General features: G+C 60.8%; 14 protein-coding genes. 9 read left to right on the forward strand and 5 right to left on the reverse strand.

Annotated features, from left to right (window positions below):
• Positions 1 to 5 precede the first annotated feature (5 nt).
• From ACTJLA_RS18525 to ACTJLA_RS18560, 8 genes are read left to right on the forward strand one after another with little or no spacing between them, the layout of a single operon-like run.
• Positions 6 to 1,997, forward strand: coding sequence for a GumC family protein (locus ACTJLA_RS18525; RefSeq protein ID WP_034125836.1), 1,992 nt, complete (start codon positions 6 to 8; stop codon positions 1,995 to 1,997).
• The gene (locus tag ACTJLA_RS18530; protein WP_054898214.1) at positions 1,997 to 3,187 is read left to right on the forward strand and encodes a glycosyltransferase; all 1,191 of its coding nucleotides are present in this window, start codon (positions 1,997 to 1,999) and stop codon (positions 3,185 to 3,187) included. Before ACTJLA_RS18525 ends, ACTJLA_RS18530 begins: the two co-directional genes overlap by 1 nt.
• Complete coding sequence (locus tag ACTJLA_RS18535; RefSeq protein ID WP_236282523.1) at positions 3,177 to 4,505, forward strand: cellulase family glycosylhydrolase; 1,329 nt, start codon at positions 3,177 to 3,179, stop codon at positions 4,503 to 4,505. The genes ACTJLA_RS18530 and ACTJLA_RS18535 overlap by 11 nt, the downstream gene beginning before the upstream one ends.
• Before the next feature lie 8 nt (positions 4,506 to 4,513).
• Positions 4,514 to 5,731 (forward strand): glycosyltransferase family 4 protein, encoded by a 1,218-nt coding sequence (locus tag ACTJLA_RS18540; protein WP_205548218.1) that lies wholly within the window; start codon positions 4,514 to 4,516, stop codon positions 5,729 to 5,731.
• Positions 5,722 to 6,825, forward strand: a complete 1,104-nt coding sequence (locus tag ACTJLA_RS18545; RefSeq protein WP_198861955.1) for a glycosyltransferase family 4 protein — start codon at positions 5,722 to 5,724, stop codon at positions 6,823 to 6,825. Before ACTJLA_RS18540 ends, ACTJLA_RS18545 begins: the two co-directional genes overlap by 10 nt.
• Positions 6,822 to 8,255 carry an O-antigen ligase family protein gene (locus tag ACTJLA_RS18550; RefSeq protein WP_054898211.1) on the forward strand — a complete coding sequence of 478 codons (1,434 nt, stop codon included), beginning with the start codon at positions 6,822 to 6,824 and terminating at the stop codon, positions 8,253 to 8,255. The genes ACTJLA_RS18545 and ACTJLA_RS18550 overlap by 4 nt, the downstream gene beginning before the upstream one ends.
• On the forward strand, positions 8,255 to 9,664 hold the full coding sequence (locus ACTJLA_RS18555; RefSeq protein WP_314551520.1) for a lipid II flippase MurJ: 1,410 nt from the start codon (positions 8,255 to 8,257) through the stop codon (positions 9,662 to 9,664). Before ACTJLA_RS18550 ends, ACTJLA_RS18555 begins: the two co-directional genes overlap by 1 nt.
• A gap of 22 nt (positions 9,665 to 9,686) precedes the next feature.
• The gene (locus ACTJLA_RS18560; protein ID WP_054922231.1) at positions 9,687 to 10,730 is read left to right on the forward strand and encodes an acyltransferase family protein; all 1,044 of its coding nucleotides are present in this window, start codon (positions 9,687 to 9,689) and stop codon (positions 10,728 to 10,730) included.
• A gap of 72 nt (positions 10,731 to 10,802) precedes the next feature.
• Here the strand turns inward: ACTJLA_RS18560 and ACTJLA_RS18565 are convergent, their stop codons facing one another.
• From ACTJLA_RS18565 to ACTJLA_RS18580, 4 genes are all read right to left on the reverse strand, one after another.
• Positions 10,803 to 11,378: a DUF4174 domain-containing protein gene (locus tag ACTJLA_RS18565; protein ID WP_314551534.1), complete on the reverse strand. Its 576-nt coding sequence runs from the start codon at positions 11,376 to 11,378 to the stop codon at positions 10,803 to 10,805.
• A gap of 152 nt (positions 11,379 to 11,530) precedes the next feature.
• On the reverse strand, positions 11,531 to 12,163 hold the full coding sequence (locus tag ACTJLA_RS18570) for a glutathione S-transferase family protein (RefSeq protein ID WP_054922229.1): 633 nt from the start codon (positions 12,161 to 12,163) through the stop codon (positions 11,531 to 11,533).
• A 49-nt stretch (positions 12,164 to 12,212) separates the two neighbouring features.
• On the reverse strand, positions 12,213 to 14,570 hold the full coding sequence (locus tag ACTJLA_RS18575; RefSeq protein WP_314551525.1) for a DNA polymerase II: 2,358 nt from the start codon (positions 14,568 to 14,570) through the stop codon (positions 12,213 to 12,215).
• 186 nt (positions 14,571 to 14,756) lie between these two features.
• Positions 14,757 to 15,224, reverse strand: a complete 468-nt coding sequence (locus ACTJLA_RS18580) for an SRPBCC family protein (RefSeq protein ID WP_054922225.1) — start codon at positions 15,222 to 15,224, stop codon at positions 14,757 to 14,759.
• A 98-nt stretch (positions 15,225 to 15,322) separates the two neighbouring features.
• Here ACTJLA_RS18580 and ACTJLA_RS18585 point away from each other — a divergent pair, with 98 nt between their 5' ends.
• Positions 15,323 to 15,724, forward strand: coding sequence for a GFA family protein (locus ACTJLA_RS18585; protein ID WP_054898206.1), 402 nt, complete (start codon positions 15,323 to 15,325; stop codon positions 15,722 to 15,724).
• 1 nt (position 15,725) lies between these two features.
• On the opposite strand, the gene mrdA is transcribed toward ACTJLA_RS18585, so the two are convergent.
• Positions 15,726 to 17,618: a penicillin-binding protein 2 gene (gene mrdA / locus ACTJLA_RS18590; RefSeq protein WP_054898205.1), complete on the reverse strand. Its 1,893-nt coding sequence runs from the start codon at positions 17,616 to 17,618 to the stop codon at positions 15,726 to 15,728.
• Between the last annotated feature and the right edge of the window lie 233 nt (positions 17,619 to 17,851).

Genomic DNA, 17,851 nt, shown 5'->3' on the forward strand with positions numbered 1-17,851 from the left:
ATCCCATGATCGAGATCCGTTCTTTTCGCGATCTTCTGCGCTTGTTCTTCATCTTCCGGCACGAGTTCAAGCTGGCGGCCATCGCGGCGCTGGTGATCATTCTGCTGGGGGCCTTTTTACTACCAGCCAAATACGAGTCCACCGCACGCTTGCTGGTCAAGCCGGGGCGCGATTCGACGCTGCCCATTGAGATCAGCAACCGCCAGGCGCTGGTCATGCCGAGCACTCAACGCGACCCGATTGTCGATGAGGAACGCCTGCTGACCGGTCGCCCTATCGTGCGGGCGGTGGCCGAGCATTACCTGGAAGTCATCGACAAAATGCCGCCACCGGAAGGCCTCTGGAAGCGCACCAAGTACTACGTCAAAAGTGGTATCGGCGCAGTGTTCGACGGTGTGCGCGTGGTGCTGGAAACCGTGGGCATCATTGAACAGACCACACCCGTGGAGCGCCTGGCCGCCAGCCTGGAGAAAAACTTCGACGTCAGCCACGCGGCCGGTTCCACCGTCATGGACATCAGCTTCAAGTGGAGCGACCCGGAAATCGCCCAGGCGGTGGTCAAAAGCTGGGTCGAGACCTACATCAACGAACGCACCCAGGCCCTGGGACGCAAGAGCCTGTATGCCTTCTATGAAGGCCAGGTAGCCAACAGCGCTACCGAAATCAAGAGCTACAAGGAGCAGATTCTTGCCCACTTGAACCAGATCGGCGCGGCAAGCATCACCGATCGCCTGGAGGATTTGTCCGAGCGCATCAACGTGCTGCGTGGCGAAACCTTCAATACCACGCGCTTGATTGCCTCGTCCGACAGCGCCCTGGAGAGCACCCGCACTCAGCTCAAGACCCAACCCAAGGAAGTGACCACGGTACGCCAGATTGCGCTGAACCCGCAGCAGCAGGACTTGCGTCGCCTGCTCAACCAGAAGTTGCTGGAAAAGGCCGACATGATGCGCACCTACACCGACAATGCGCCGCCGGTCAAAGCCCTGGATGCGTCGATCCGCGCCATGCAGGCCCAGGTCGCGAATGAAAGCAACACCGTGCAAAGCTCGGAAAACCGTGCGCCGAACACCCTGGAGATCCACTTGCAGCGCGTGCTGCTCGATGAGTCCAGCAACAACTCGGCACTGCGTACACAACTGGTGCAACAGCAGAAACAACTGGTGAACCTCGAGGCGCAACGCAAGGAAGCCCTGGAGATTGAACCGGAGCTGGCGCGCCTGTCCCGTGAACTGAGTGCCACCGAGCGTAACTATGCGCTGTATGTCGATAACCTGGAAAAATCGCGCATCGACCGTGAGCTGGATAACAGCCAGATCAGCAACATCGCGGTGATTGAGGAGGCCACCCTGAACCCTGGCCGAATCTTCCCTAAAACCCTGTTGATGTTGTTGTTGGCGATCCCGTTTTCCATCGTGGTCGGCTTGCTGGTGATCTACCTGTGCTACCTGCTCGACCAGCGCATCCATGACGGTGGCTTGGTGGAACGCAAGTTCGGCCTGCCGCTGTGGACCACCCTGCCAGAACTGGATACCAGTACCGCACAAGGCACCAACGCATTCAACGCGAGCATCTACCGGCTCTACGGTCTGCTGCAGTTGGACCGTATCACTGAACGCGGCCTGACCCTCGGGTTGACCTCCGCGCGCCATGGTGAAGGGGTGACGTTCGTAGTGGAACAGTTGCGCCAGTTGCTTCAGGAAAACGGCATTACTGTGCGTGTCGGCGGTGCGGCCCCGGCGGCGCCGGGCGAAGTGGTACTGCTGGATGCCTCGGCGCTGCTGGACAACCGCGATGCCTTCGTCAATCTGCGTCGCGCCGACCTGATCGCCCTGGTGGTGGAGGCGCAGAAAAGCACGGTCCCGGTGGTGGAGCATGCGCTGTCGATCCTCAATACCGCATTCGGCAAAGTGGACGGCATCATCATCAACCGGCGTAAATTCGAAGTGCCGGCCAAGGTGCTGCAGACCATCGCCAAATATCGGGGGGCGTTCTGATGCGCATCGCCCTGCTCGCGCCTTTGCCGCCGGAAAAAAATGGGATCGCCGACTACGCGAACCATTTCAAGACGGCACTGGAGCAGCTGGGCGTGACGGTGGCGACACCGTTGAGCGGCGTCGAGGGCACCAGCATCGCGATCAAGCAGGCCATCGGTGCATTCGACTGGCAGAGCGTGGACCTGGTCCACGCCGAGCTGGGCGGCGGCCGGCTGGGGGAGTTCCTGGCGTTGCGCGAGTTGCGCAAGGCCTATCCCAACCTGCCGCTGACGGCCACCGTGCATGACCCCGAGCGCATGGTATGGCGGCGCGAGCAACTGCCCTTCCCGCTCAATCTGTTGGAGCGCTTGCCCAGCCCGTTGCCGCAAGCGGCGGTGGTGCTGGCAGACCCGCTGACCCTGCGTGAAGAGCGGCAGGTGGCCCGCGGCCTCACAAGACTGATCACCCTCACCCGCCTGGGCGCCGATTGCCTCAGCCAACGCATGCAATTGCCCGCAGGTAAAGTGGCGGTGATCAACCATGCCAACCTGGCGATTGCGGCGGTGGCGCTGCCGCCCCTGGATACGCTGCACCTGCTGTATTTCGGCTTTATCTACCGGGGCAAAGGCATTGAAGACCTGTTACAGGCCCTGGCCGCAGTTTTCCAGCAAGCCCCCCAATTGCGTGACCGTGTGCGCCTGACCCTGGCCGGTGGCACTGCCGCCGAAATGGCGTTTGGGGCGGGCGGCAATTACCTTGAACAATTGAACCGCCAGATAGCCGACCTTGGCCTGTCTGGCTCCATCGACTGGCGGCTGAACCTGCCGGCCAGCGAGATTGCGCAGACGATACAGGCGCACCACGTGATGGTGCTGCCGTATCGCGAATCGAAAAAACTCGGCCTGCTGGGTCGCCAGCGCGGCACCAGCGGCGCGTTGTCCTGGGCCGCCGCGTGCGGGCGCGGGGCGATTACTTCGGATGCACGGGCATTTGCCGAAGAGGTTGCCAGCGGAAACGGCGCAATCTATCCCCAAGGCGACGTCGCCGCGTTGAGCGCGCAACTACTGCGCCTGGCGCAGACCCCGACGCTGGCCAGGGACTGGGCCGAACGCGCCGCGCACATTGGCGGCCAACGCCTGTGGCCACTGACCGCACGGCAGTTCAAGCAGCTTTTTGAGCAAGCGATTGCGGGGGCCCCTTATGGTGCGTAAACGTACGTACTTGGCCACGCTTGCACTGGTGGCGGTCATGGGCGTTACCGTCTTTATCTGGGGGCGCCCGGCCGATGCCGAGAGCCATGTGCTCAAGGGCAACAAGGTGCTGGTGTGGAAGGATTTCCTGGGAGTGAACGCGCAGTTCCTGTGGTTCAGCCCCCAGCGTTACCAGATGCAGATCGACCGTCTCAAGGACCTGGGCTTGCAGTGGGTACGCCTGGACCTGCATTGGGATCGGTTGGAGCCGGTGGCTGATCAGTACCAGGTGGCCACGCTGGACGAACTGGTGGCCAAGTTGCAGGACAACCAGCTCAAGTCGGTCTTCTACCTGGTGGGTTCGGCGCCCTTCATCACCACAGCGCCCGTGGGTGCGCCGTATCAGGACCAGTACCCGCCCAAGGACCCGAATGTGTTCGCGATCCGCATGGCGCTGTTGGCCCAACGTTATCCCAGCGTTGATGCCTGGCAGGTTTGGAATGAACCGAATCTGCTCGGCTTCTGGCGCCCCGTGGCCGACCCGGCCGGCTACGCCGCCCTGCTGAAAAGCAGCGCCGCGGCCCTGCGTGCGGTCAACCCGAATAAACCAGTGGTGGCGGCTGGCCTGGCGTTTTTCAGCGAGATGCCCAACGGCCAGACCATGCTCGACGCCTTCGATGCCCTCGGCGTGCCCAGCCTGAACACCGTGATGTCCTATCACCCTTACACCCAGTTGCCCGAAGGAAACGACCCCGCCAACCTGGACTTCGTCGCCAAGACAACTGCGCTCAACCAGAAACTGCGCAGCAATGGCGTCAAGACGCTGTGGAGCACCGAATGGGGCTGGTCAGCGTACACGGGGCCCAAGGAAGTCCAGGACATCATTACCCTGCAAGGCCAGGCCGACTATGTGCTCCGCCGCCTGGCCCTGATGAGCGCGATGGATTTCGACAAGATCTTCCTGTTTACCTTGAGCGACCTCGACCAGCGCGCCAGCGTGCGCGACCGTGCCTACGGCTTGCTCGACCTCGATGCCAAGCCAAAACCGGTCTATACCGCACTGAAGCATTTTCTCGACGTCAGCGGACCGCAATTGACGCCTGGCGACCCACCCGCCGCCGATCAACTGCCCGAGGGCCTGTTCAGCATCGGATGGACCCGCGCCGATGGTCGCAAGCTGTGGTTCTTCTGGTCGGCAAAAGGCGGTAATGCGCACCTGCCGGACCTCGCCAACGCCACCCTGTATGACCCGCTGCGCGGCACGCAAACCCCAGTGAGCGGCACCAACGGCTTGACCGTTGTGGTCAAGCCGAACCTGCAAATTCTGTTATGGGATTGAAACCCGTCATGCGCATTTTATGGATCCTGCCCTACTCACCCTGGCCCGCCACCAGCGGCGGCAAGACGCGTCAGTTCCACCTGCTGCGCAGCCTGGCGGCCCGGGGGCATCGGATCACCTTGCTACTGCATGACAAACACCCGGTATCGCTGACCGATCGCCAGGTACTGGAAGCCTTTCTCGAGCAATTGATCATCTTGCCCCGCCGCCCACTGCGCAGCGTGAAGACCCTGGTGGCCGGACTCTTTGCACCCTACCCCTTGCTGGCCAGCGTGAATGGGCTGTCGGGGGCGTTGCAGGACCGATTCAACCAACTGCTCAATGAGCACTGGGATGTGGTGCAAATAGAACACAGCTACAGCTTCCAGCCGTATGAAGACGCCCTGGTGCGCAAGTCCCAGCCCTTCGTGCTCACCGAACACAACGTGGAATCGGCCCTGGGCGCGGCCACCTATGACCGCCTGCCGAGCTGGGCGCTGCCGTTCATTCGCTACGATCAATGGCGCTATATGCGCTGGGAACGCCGGGTAATGCGCCAGGCTACCCAGGTGGTAGCAGTAACCGACAGCGATGCACAGGTGATGCAAGGCATCGCCGGCAAACCGGTGCCGGTGGTGGTCAATGGCGTGGACTGCGACCACTTTGCCGCTGCACACCCAGATCCATCGACACGCCGTGTACTGTTTCTCGGGAACTATGAGTACGCGCCCAATGTGGACGCGATCGAGTGGGCCCTGGATGAAATCCTGCCCAAAGTCTGGGAGCGCTGCCCGGATGCGCGCATGAGCGTGTGCGGTTTCGGCATGCCCGAAGGCTGGCGCGAGCGCTGGCAGGACCCCCGCATTGAGTGGCAAGGCTTCGTGCCGAACCTGCTGAGCCTGCAATCGAGTTGTTCAGTGTTCCTGGCACCGTTGCGCCATGGCGGCGGCTCCAAGCTCAAAGTGCTGGAAGCGCTGGCGGCCGGCCTGCCCCTGGCCAGCACCGAGCAGGGCGTGTCGGGCCTGGACCTGGTCGACGGCTTGGACTACCTCGCAGGGCAAACCGCCGCTGACCTGGCGAATGCTGTAGTACGCCTGCTGCAATTCCCCGCGGCCGCAGCGCCCATGGGCGAAGCCGGGCGCGCCTATGTGCGGCGCGCCCATGACTGGAGCGTGGCCGCCAGCCAATTGGAGCAGGTGTACGCCAGCCTGTCGCCGCTCACTCAAAAGGAGCCTGTATGCGTGTAGGCCTGGATTACCGCACCGTCGGCACCTCGCCGCAATCGGGTATCAGCCGCCAGGTGTATGCCCTGGAAAGCGCCTTGCGTGCCTTGCCGGGTATCGAATTGGAACGGTTTACCGTGGCCCCGCTGGGCGACCAGACACGCTTGCAGGCCCACTGCCCGACCTGGGGTTGCGCGAAGACGGCGATGCATCAGCCACAGAATCGCCTGCGTTTCGAAGCCGGCTTTTTACCCCGGGCCCTGCGCGAACAACAGATTGACCTGTACATCAGCACCTTCAATATGGGCTTGCCATTACCACCCAAGCCCAAGGGGCTGCGCACTGTGGTACTGCTGCACGACCTGTTCCAGATCACTTTGGACAACTACCACGCCAATCGCCTCAAGGCCCTGGTCTACAAGACCAGCGACCGGCTGTCGATTGCCTATGCGGTGCGCAGCGCCGACCGCGTGTGGACACCCTCGCAATACAGTGCCGATGAAACCGTACGCCTGTTTCCCCAGGCGGCGGGCAAGGTGCGTGTGCTGCCTAATCAGGTGGATGGGTTCAATGAGCCGGCAGCAGACCTGTCCGATCTCCACTTACCCGAAGCCTTTTGGCTACTGGTGGGCACTCGCGAGTTGCGCAAGAACGTACCCTTTCTGGTGAAGGCCTGGCAGCAGGCGCGGCAGCAATCACCTGCTGTACCGGAATTGGTGCTGGTGGGCAGCCTTGAGCATTTGCCCGAAGCACTGCGCGGGCTACCGGGAATTCGCGCACTCAGTGGTGTCACCGATGCCCAACTGCAGGCGTTGTACCGCCAGGCGTCGCGTGTGTGGCAGCCCTCCTACGCGGAAGGGTTTGGTTTACCGGTGATTGAAGCGCTGAGCGTCGGCACACCTGTGGCCGTGGCCAGCGGTACCTCGCTGGATGAAATCACCCCGCCGTCGGCGCCGCGGTTTTCCCCGACCGATGGCCCGGCGTTGGTGCAACTGATGCTGAGCCTGGGCGAGCGCAGCGACGAGTCTTCTGCAGAACAACGCAAGCAATGGGCCGAACGCTACAACCCAAACGCCTATCGTCGGCGCCTGGCCGAACTGATCGAGGAACTGAAATGAGACTCTCCCTGGCAAGCCTCGTCGCCATCCTCTTCGGCGTGCTGTTTGGTGCAGCCGCCCTGGCGCTGTCACCGGCCAAGGCCTTTCTTGCTGTAATGGGTGTTGCGGCAGCCGTGACCATCCTGCGCTTTCCCTTCTGGGGCTTGTTGCTGTTTGCCCTGGTCGCGACCTTCATGCCCTACTCCACCCTCAACCTGGGCATCCGCAGCACGGTAAGCGAAGCCATCCTGGCGCTGACCTGGGGCGCCGTGCTGTGGCACAGCTTCCTGTCGCGCCTGCCCGATGCACCGCGCCTGGCACGCCGGCCCACCGACCAGATGCTGCTGTGGTTGATGCTGTTCAGTGTGTTCCCGTTTATCGTTGGCCAGGTGAGCATCCACGCCGAAAGCAGCGGCGTAGCCAACTGGCTGCGCTGGTTGTTGAACCTGTCGGGGGTGTTCCTGGCCGCCAAGCTGCTGGTGGACTATAAACGCCGCGAAAGCCTGGTGATCGCCTTGCTGCTGGGCACTCTGGCGATGCTGGTGATGTCGATCGCCGTGTTCGTGCGCACGCGCTCCGGGGCAGGGATTGCGCCGATTCTCGCCCTTCTCAACTACGGCAACTTCGACATGTTGAAATTCGGCCTGGAAGCCATGTCGTCGCGCATGGGTTCACCGTGGATGCACCCGAACGCCATCGGCGGGATCATGGCGCTGTTGCTGCCCCTGGCGTTCTGTTACGGCATGACCGAACAAGGTTTCAAACGTGCGCTGGGCCTTGGCGTGGCGTGCCTGGGAGCGGCGGCGTTGCTGTTGGCCAGCAGCCGTGGCGCGATGGTCAGCCTGGCGCTGGTACTGATGTGGATGGCCACCCGCCGCGTGCCTTACACCGGACGCTTGTTGATGATCGGCGCGGCGTTGACCGTGGCCTTGGTAATGGCCTATCCACCGCTGCAGGAACGCTTGGCGACGATCTTTTCGTCGAGCAACGCCAGCACCGAAGTTCGTTTTGATGAATACCGCATGTTCCCCCAGGCCATGGTGGCGTATCCGTTCGGCATTGGCTTCAAGGTTGACCCTCCGGTACCGGGCACACACTTGCTGGGGATCTCCAACCTGTGGCTGAACTTTATCTACAAGACCGGCATCGTCGGCATGCTGCTCTTTATAGCCGTTACGGTGCGTTGGTGGCGTGAAGCCAGGCCGGAAAAAGGCCCGATCCGCCTGACCAAGGACAATGCCCTGTGGCTGGGCAGCACGGCAGGAATTCTGTCGGCGCTGGTCAGTGGGTTATTTGACCACTACTTCAGTTTTGCCGTCGTGATGGTCGCGCTGTTCTGGCTGATGGTGGGGATCAATGTGCTGGAAGCACGGCGCTTGTTCCCAGCGCGCCTGCCACAGGTCAAGACTGTGGTTTTTCGCAAGCCGCTGCTTGATGGCGCGCGCCCCTGATGCTCGGTTCTGCCGTATGGCTGACCCTGGCGACCCTGCTCGGCCTGTGCCTGGGGTTCGCACGCGAATGGTTACTTGTGGCGGCCTGGGGCGCGGGGGAGCGCAGTGATGCGTTCTTGATCGCACTGTTCTTGCCCGAGGCGCTGCGAATGTCACTGGCCGGTGGCGTGTTGAGCGCCGCCGCGTTGCCGCTCTACTTGCAGCGCAAGGACAGCGAGCGCCTCGATTGGCTGGCCGTGTTGTTCCCGGCATTGCTGTTGGTTGCCCTGCTGGTCAGTCTGCTGCTGATGCTGTCAGCCCCCTGGCTGGTGCAGGTACTGGGCCCAGGGCTGGCGACCAGTGCCACCGCCCTCGCCGCCAGCAATTTGCAGGTCGTGGCCTGGTGCGTGCCAGGCTTGATGCTGCATGCACTGTTCAGTATTCCCTTGCAGGCCAGCGAGCGTTTTGTGCTGGCAGGGCTCGGCTCGTTGTTGTTCAACCTGCCGCCGGTGGCCTATCTCGCGTTGGCCGGCACGGCCAGTCAACCCCATGGCCTCGCCTTGGCCTGTCTCGCCGGTAGCCTGTTGATGCCTTTGGCGTTGCTGCCGTCGATTTGGCGTCAGGGCTGGCGGCCGTGGCGCATACAGCTGGCGGTTGCCCCCCTGCGGGAGTTGGGCCAGCGTATAGGCCCGCTGTTACTGAGCAACGGCGCCAGCCAGGGCTTGGCTTTGATCGAACGCCTGGTGGCGTCGCTGCTGGGGGAAGGCGCGGTGACCTGGGTCAACCTGGCCCGCAAGCTGATGAACCTGCCACTGATTGCGCTGATGAGCCTCAACCAGGTGCTGCTGGGCATGATGAGCCGCCGCCAGGGCGATGAACGCCTGGCCCTGCTCAAGCGCGGCCTGGAAACCGCCAGTGTGCTGACGCTGCCGGCCGGCGTCGGCCTGGTGGCGGCGGCGCCCAGTCTGGTGGCGTTGCTGCTGCCCAAGCAATCGGTTGATTCGCCTCTGCCACTGCTGCTGGCATGGTTTGCCGTGCCCTTGGTGTTTGGCGCGTGGAACGCCCTGCTGGCGCGCTATGCGTATGCCGCGGGCGATACGCGCCAGCCGCTGCGCTGTGAATTATTGGGCAGCCTGGTCAACGTGCTGTTGCTCTGCGTACTGCCGTTTGCATTTGGCCTGGCCGGTATTCCGTTGGCGGCGTTGGCTGGGGTGATCTGCACCGCGCTGCTGCTGATGCAGCGCCAGGGGCTGCTCACGGCACTGCCTTGGGCGCGGCACTGGCTGCTAGACACGTTGATGCTGGGGCTGGCGGCGCTGGTGTTGTTCGGGTTGCAAGATGTATGGCTGCAGTTGGGGTTGAGTACCCTGGCAGGTGCTTTGGTGTTGCTGGGCATGGGGCTGTGGCTTAGGCCGTGGCGCAAGGCGTGAATGATCGTTCGGGAAGACTTAGATGAAACATCGTTGGATTCAAATGGATATCGCCAAGGGCATTGGTATCCTGATTATTGTGTATGGCCACAGCTGGTTCGTCGCCACCTCGCTGGACTTGATGTACCCGATCCTGGCGTCGTTCGTGCTGCCGTTGTTCTTTTTCCTGTCAGGGGTGTTCTTCAAGCCCGAGCAACCGTTCGTGGAGATGGCGGTGCGCAAGGCCGATGGCCTGCTCAAGCCGTTTTTTTTCACCATGCTGCTGTACGTGATCGTACGTGACGTACTGCGGGGGCAACCGCTGCTGCCGGATATAGGCGGCGTGCTGTATGCCTCGGTGGACACTATCCCATGGCAAGCGCTGTGGTTCTTGCCGCACTTCTGGGTGGCGATTCTATTCAGCTGGCTGATGCTGCGGCTGATCCAGCGCTTGAAGCTGCCCCTGGTGGCCGCCTGCATGCTGATCGGCGTGCAACTGTTGCTAGGCATCTGGACGCTGCAATGGTTCTGGCAGATACCGGTGAGCGTCGGTGACCACACCTGGACGCTGCCCGGCCTGCCCTTCAGCCTCGACGTCACGCTGATCAGCAGCACCTACTTCATCTATGGCTACCTGCTGCGCGATTGGCTGCGCCGGCATGAAGGTTCGTTGCTGACCCTGTTGATCTCGGTGGTGCTGTTCGCCGCCGTGTTCATTTACAGCCACGACACCATGGACTTGGCCCAGCGACGCTACGACCACTGGCTGTGGACCAGCCTGCTGGCAGTGATCGGCGTGTACATTTGCTGGGCGCTGGCGCGGGTGTTGATGGTGTCGGCGCTGCTCACCCGAGTGATGACCTATATCGGCCAGTCCACCCTGATTCTGTTGATCTTTCATGGCGAAATCCAGCACAAGACGTTTGACCTGATGGAGCGCCTGGGCCTGCATCCGTTCATGGCGGCATGTGTAGGTTTGGTGGTGGCACTGTTGGTGCCGTTGCTGATAGGGGAAGTGATCAAGCGGGTGGCGTTCTTGCGGTTTTTCTATTTTCCGTTTCCGGTGCGCAAAGCGCCTAAACCGTAAAAGCACTACAGGACTAATGAGGAAGCGGGCTTGCTTGCCACAACAAGCCAGCTCCCACATGGGCCATGTAGTTCAATCATCAAGTTGCTGAGGCGCCGACTTGCTGACGGGTTTGCCAGGTTTGGCCCCCTTGGCCGGCGCAGCAGGCGCGGCAGGCTCAGGTTCTGCCACGGCAGCTGCTTCTTTTTCTGCCATCGGCATCTGGTCGATGGCGCTGAAGAATTCCTTCAGGTCGAGGCTGTCCGGCGGCACGGTTTTTTCGAGTTTCTTCTCGCCGTCCTTGCCGACCAGAATCACTTTGGTGCCGCTGCCGACGCCGAGCTTGAGGGCACGGATCAGTGCGTTGGTTTCAGGCGGCGTGAGCTTTTTGCTGTCTTTGGGATCCTTGGCGAACTTCTCCCCTTCGGCACCAATGCTGCCGAACTTCACGGTGTAGAACACCATGCTGCGCTCTTCGAAGGCCTGCTTAGTGGCAGTCTCTTCCAGTTGTTTCTTCAGCGTTGCCAGTGTCGGGTTTCCAGCATCAAGCTCCACGACCACCAGGGGGCGCGTCTTGCCCAATTCCTGCTTGAGCGGATTATCATCAGCGGCCAACAACGGCCCCGTAAAAGCCATCAAGGTAGCCAGGGTCAGCGACCGGATGAGCATGCGCACCTCCTTTGAATTCCATGCAGGGTTCTTGAGTTTCATGTCTGCGACAGCCAAATTCAAGGATGATTCCTACACCACTCTGAGAAGAGTAGGTCAGGAAGCCCGCTACGCAAGGGCTTGGACAGTGGCTCGGTCATTGTTTCTTCCGGTTACGAGACCTTCCACTGCGGCCAATGCCGGGCAAAAACGGGGGCCACGACAGGGTCAGCGTCTACCCGCTCCAGGCTCTGCGCAAAGCCCGGCGCCAGGTTGCCGAGCACCTCGCGCGCGTCGTCCCAACGCGACACCGCTGCCGCCATGATGCCCAGTGCATTCGGCGCGTTGCTCGGGGTAAACAGCTGGCCGGCAAACTGATCGGCAAACACGACCCAAGCCTGGTGCAGGTAGCGCCGTGTGCCGCTGACCAGTTGCGCTTGCTGCGCCTCATCGGCATTGCCCAACCAGCGTTGCGGGTAATCGATGATACCGATCGCCGAATAGCAGTTGGCGGCGATATACAGCAAGCCACGCAGGATCTGCGCACGATCGCCAGCCAGCAACTCGGCCTTGGGATACTCCAGGCCCAGGTGGATCAGGATCGCGGCGCTTTCGGTCAGTACCTGGCCATTTGGAGCGACCAGGGTGGGGATCTGCTTGAGTGGATTGATTCGTGCAAGCGCGTCGCTACCCTCGCCGTCCTGCCAGGAACTGGCCTGCACGCGATGCCACGGCACTGCGCAGCGTTGCAGGGCAATTTCGATCATGCAGGAGCCGGATTCGTCGGTGCCATAAAGGGTGTACATGGGCGTTTCCTCCTGAGCGATGGGCAATATCGAGCCTGTGGTCGGGTACCTAGAATAGCCCCATCTGCCCGCCTACCAGGGTACCGAAATCGTCATTCACGAACGGCAGGATTGCGTCAGCCACGGGCTGCAATTGGCGCGTGACGTAGTGCTCGTAGTCGATGGGTGCCCGCCGCACTTCCAGCGGTTCCGGGCCGTTGACACTGATCACGTAGCTGATCCAGCCACCCCGCTGGTACTGACGCGGGCGGCCCAGGCGATCGTTGTACTCGTCTGCCAGGCGCGCGGCGCGTACGTGGGGCGGGACGTTGCGTTCGTAGTCGTGCAAGGGCCGGCGCAGGCGTTTGCGGTAGATCAACAACTCATCGAATTCGCCGCTCAAGGTACGCCGCACATAGTCGCGTATGTAGTCTTGATGGGGTTGGCGATGGAAGATGCGTTGGTAGAGTTCCTGCTGGAATTGCCGGGCCAGGGGCGACCAGTCGCTGCGCACGGTTTCCAGGCCTTTGTAGACCATTTCTTCGCTGCCATCTTCGCGCACGACCAGGCCGGCATAGCGCTTTTTGCTGCCCTCCTCGGCGCCACGAATGGTCGGCATCAGGAAGCGACTGAAGTGGGTTTCGTATTGCAGTTCCAGGGCGCTTTGCAGGCCGTACTCGTTGCTCAGGTGCGCGCGCCACCAGTCGTTGACGTGCTGCACCAGCGCCAGGCCGATGCGATTGGCGTCCTGCGCAGAGTGCGCGCTGCCCAGCCAGACGAAGGTGGAGTCGGTGTCGCCGTAAATCACCTCGTACCCTTGGGCCTCAACCAGGGCGCGGGTCTGGCGCATGATCTGATGCCCACGCAGGGTAATCGAGGACGCCAGCCGGGTGTCGAAGAACCGGCAGCCGCTGGAGCCGAGCACACCGTAAAAGGCGTTCATGATGATCTTCAGTGCCTGGGACAACGGCGCATTGCGCTCGCGCTTGGCCTCTTCGCGGCCTTCGGACACCCGCGTGACGATGGACGGCAGGCAATGCCGGGTGCGGGAGAAGCGCGCTCCGCGAAAGCCTTCCACCGAATCGCTGTCGTCGGGATGCTTGAGGCCTTCGATCAAGCCCACCGGGTCGATGAGGAAGCTGCGGATGATCGACGGGTAAAGGCTTTTGTAGTCCAGCACCAGCACCGACTCATAGAGGCCTGGGCGCGAGTCCATGACAAAACCGCCGGGGCTGGCTTGGGGCGGTTTGTCGCCCAGGTTCGGTGCTACAAAACCCTGGCGGTGCATCAACGGCATGTACAGGTGGGTGAAGGCGGCCACGGAGCCGCCGTTACGGTCGGCCGGCAACCCGGTGACGCTGGCACGTTCCAGCAGGAACTTGAGCAGCTCGGTCTTCTCGAAAATCCGCGTGACCAGTTCGCAGTCCTTGAGGTTGTAGCGCGCGAGGGCAGGCTTGTCCTCGGCAAACATGCGGTTGATTTCGTCCATGCGCTGGTACGGCGTGGAGATGTCCTTGCCTTCGCCGAGCAGGGTTTGTGCAACGTTTTCCAGGCTGAAGGATTCAAAACTCCAAGTGGCCGAACGCAGCGCTTCGATACCGTCGATGATCAGTCTTCCTGCCGCCGCCGCAAAGTAGTGATTGCGGCTACCGTGTTCGCGCCAGGCCATTGATTCCCCGCCACGTCCCAGCAACAGCGGCACGTTCAGGCGTTGGGCGTGTTCGTGGAGTACGCGCAGGTCGAACTGCACCACGTTCCAGCCGATGATCGCGTCGGGGTCAAAAGTGGCCAGCCATTGGTTGAGGTGTTCGATCAGTTGAGCGCGGGTGTCGCAATAGTCGAGCTTGAAATCCACGGCTTCGGTTTTGTTCGGCGGGCCGAGCATGTACACCTGGCGTTCGCCACAGCCTTCAAGAGCGATGGAGTAAAGATCGCCCTGGGCGGTGGTCTCGATGTCCAGGGACACCAGCTTCAAGGGAGGACGGTAGTCGGGGGCAGGCTTCATTTGCGCGTCGAGCAAGGTGCCGCTTGAATAAGCGGTGCCACCGAACCAGACGGGAGCGGTGATAAAACGCTCCATCATGTAGCGCTCCGGAGGGCGCACGTCACCTTCGTAGACATCGACCCCGGCAGCACGCAGGCGCTTCTCGATATCCATCAACTGGCGGTGCTGGCGCGCATAGAGGCCCAGAACCGGGCGGTGATGAAAGTCGCATAGCTGCAAGGGGCGCAACTCGAGATCGCGCTCCCCCTTGAGCAGCCAATCGAGTGGCTTGCGATAGGCCTCTGGGATGAAAACCACCGAGGTCTGCACGGGTAGGCGAATGCACCGTGGTCCTTGATCGGTGGCCAGCCAGAAGCTGACCTCGGTGCCCGCCGGGGTATCGCGCCAATGCCGGGTCAGGACAAAACCCTGCTGTAAATCCACCGTACCGCACCTCAGGAATCGCTTTCAGTGCGTGATTCTACTCGGCATCCGTGCAAACGCCACCACCGACCGCTGTGTGCATGAAGGCCAGCAAATCAAGAAAAGGCATCGAGCTGAACGTACTTTGTGAGCCCGTCAGCGGCCTGTCTGCCTAGGGGAGTGAAGACTGCCCTCCGGTGTGCGCCATCACCTTGTTGGGGGCTTGCTCAGATAATTTTCGATATTGCCCATTTGCTCATCCCAGCCACGGGAGTTCATTTTGAAGGCTTTCTGACGCCGCGCTTCGGGCACCTTGTCAAAACCGGACTCAACGACCCGCAACAGAATGCCTGGAGCGCGATCTTCAATCGTGAACTCCACCAGCGTCGGCTCCTCTTTGTCGTAGTCGACGCCCTCTTCCACTGCAAAAGGATGCCACCAGAAGGAAAACAGCGTTTGGGGCAGGATACGTTCGATCCGGGCCTTCCATACGACATGTTCATAACCTGGATAGGTAATCGGCGCTTCGATGGTTTCCCCAGCCACAAAAGTTTTACCCTTAAGCGCGATACCGAACCAGTGTCCAAATTGCTCGGCCTGTGTGAGAGCCTCCCAAACCTGTTTACGTGACGCATTGAGCAGGACTTTACGTTCGATGCGATCTAATACGTGCATAAGTCACCTCCTTCATTGAACAGTAGGCGACATCAATCAATGCGCAACCTTGCGTTGTGCGCGATGATGATGACCCCCTCCTTGCCTGGCCATAGGTTATGACTGACCCACTGAATGGAAGTTGCTTGTGCAAAGGCGTGCGCTACCAAGTGGACAGCCTGGACATGCCCATCAGCCACTGCCACTGCGAAAGCTGCCGCAAGGCACACGCGGCAGCATTTGTTGCCACGGCCGGGGTGATGCGTGAGCATTTTCGCTGGACGCAGGGTGAAGAGCTGCTGTCGTCATTTGAATCTTCACCGGGCAAATTCAGACATTTCTGCTCGCGCTGCGGCTCACATCTGATCGCTGAACGTGGGCATCAGCCTCACGTGATCGTGCGGGTGGCGACGCTGGATGATGATCCGGGCGTCAGGCCCACCTCGCATATCTGGACGGCCCATGAAGTACCGTGGCTGGCCTATGACGGCGTAGCACGCTGGGATGAGTGGGAGGTTTGAGTCAAACCCTTGGATCGCCGGGCGCCTTGGCCGGCGCTGCATATTGCGGCTTGAGATGGCCTTCCTGGTCGAGCAGCCAGGCATCCATGATCTGTCGCACCACAGGCCCGGCTACACGGCCGCCGGCCTCACCGTTTTCGATCATGACTGAAATCACGATTTTCGGATGTTCGGCCGGCGCGAAACCGACGAACAAGGCGTTATCGCGATGCCGCTCCAACGTCTTGTTACGGTTGTAGCGCTCACCCTGCTTGATCGCCACCACCTGGGCGGTACCACTCTTGCCGGCGATGCGGTATTGCGCGCCTTGCGCTGCCGCTCGGGCGATACCGCGGGGATCGTGCATCACCAATTGCATGCCATGGTTGACCTGTTCCCAGTCACGCGGGTCCTTGAGGATCACGTTGGGCATTGGGTGCTCATCCACCGGTGGCACACCATTGATTGTCTTGGCCAGGTGCGGTCGGTTCCATACGCCTTTGTTGGCGATCAATGCAGTGGCCTGGGCCAATTGCAGAGGTGTTACTTGCATGTAGCCTTGACCAATGCCGAGGATCACGGTTTCGCCTGGGAACCACGGCTGGCGTCGGGTTGCACGCTTCCAGGCCTGGGATGGCATTAAGCCGGCAGACTCTTCGAACATATCCAGGGACACTTTCTGACCCAGGCCGAACTCGGCCAGATAGTCATGCAGGCGATCGATCCCGAGTTTATGGGCCAGATCGTAGAAGTAAGTGTCGTTGGAACGCATGATGGCCGCGTCCATGTCCACCCAGCCGTCACCACTGTGGTTCCAGTTGCGGTATTTATGGTCAAAGTCTGGCAACTGATAGTAACCCGGGTCGAACACTCGGGTTTGTGGAGTAACAACGCCACTGTCAAGACCGGCGATGGCCACTTCCGGCTTGATGGTTGAGCCCGGCGCATAAAGCCCGCGTAACACGCGGTTGAACAGCGGTCGGTCAATGGAGTCGTGTAGCGCAGCGTACTCCTTGAAGCTAATGCCTGTGACAAACAGGTTCGGATCGAAACTCGGTTTACTGACCATAGCCAGTACTTCACCGGTCTGCGGGTCCAGGGCGACCACCGAACCACGACGGTCACCCAAGGCCTCTTCGGCAGCTTCCTGTAGCTTGACGTCAAGGCTCAGGACGATGTTTTTGCCAGGGATCGGATCGGTGTGCTTGAGCACGCGCAGCACACGGCCCTGTGCGTTGGTCTCTACCTCTTCATAACCGACATGGCCATGCAGTTCAGACTCGTAAAAACGCTCGATTCCGGTTTTGCCGATAGATTGGGTACCGCGGTACTCCACCGAATCAAGGGTCTTGGATTCCTTTTCGTTAATACGACCGACGTAGCCAATGGAATGGGCAAAGTGCGCGCCCAGGGGGTAGTGGCGAACGAATTGTGGTTCCACGTCCACCCCAGGTAGACGGAACTCGTTGACGGCCAAAACGGCGATCTGCTCTTCGGTCAACTCGTAGAACAACGTGACGGGAACAAACGGGTGGCGGGCCTGCTTGAGCGCCTTATCAAACACCGCACGGTCTTCGGCTGGCAGATGCAGCAGATTGACGATTTCGTCCAGTTCACCCTTGAGGTCGGCTGTGCGCTCACGGGTGATGGTCAAGTTGTAACTCGGGCGGTTGTCGGCCAGGACTACACCATTACGGTCATAGATCAAGCCGCGAGTCGGTGTGATGGGCAGTACGTGGACCCGGTTGTTTTCCGAAATTGTTGAGTGGTAGTCGTACTGCACGACTTGCAAAAAATACATACGCCCCACCAAGGCGCACGTGATCCCAATTACCAGCAATGCGCAGGCAAACAAACGTTTGTTGACCAAACGGTTTTCTTTTTCGTGATCTTTGATAGGTATTGGTTCAGGCATTTCTACAGCATCTCGTTGGAAAAGGTCGACGCCGCATCCTGCGGATAAAGATCAATCCTTGTGAAAATGTGCTGCACCATAGCAAAAATGCAGAAACACTTTGTATCGAATTCCCTCAACGGCAGCTTATTTAATGTTGCTGAAAGCGCCGGAATTTTCGAGCGCCCAAAACAAAACCCCAACTGCTTTCGCAATTGGGGTTTCGGAATTTAATCTTGACGATGACCTACTCT

It is taken from the genome of Pseudomonas sp. 22072, assembly GCF_052046095.1.
Taxonomy (GTDB): domain Bacteria; phylum Pseudomonadota; class Gammaproteobacteria; order Pseudomonadales; family Pseudomonadaceae; genus Aquipseudomonas; species Aquipseudomonas paracarnis.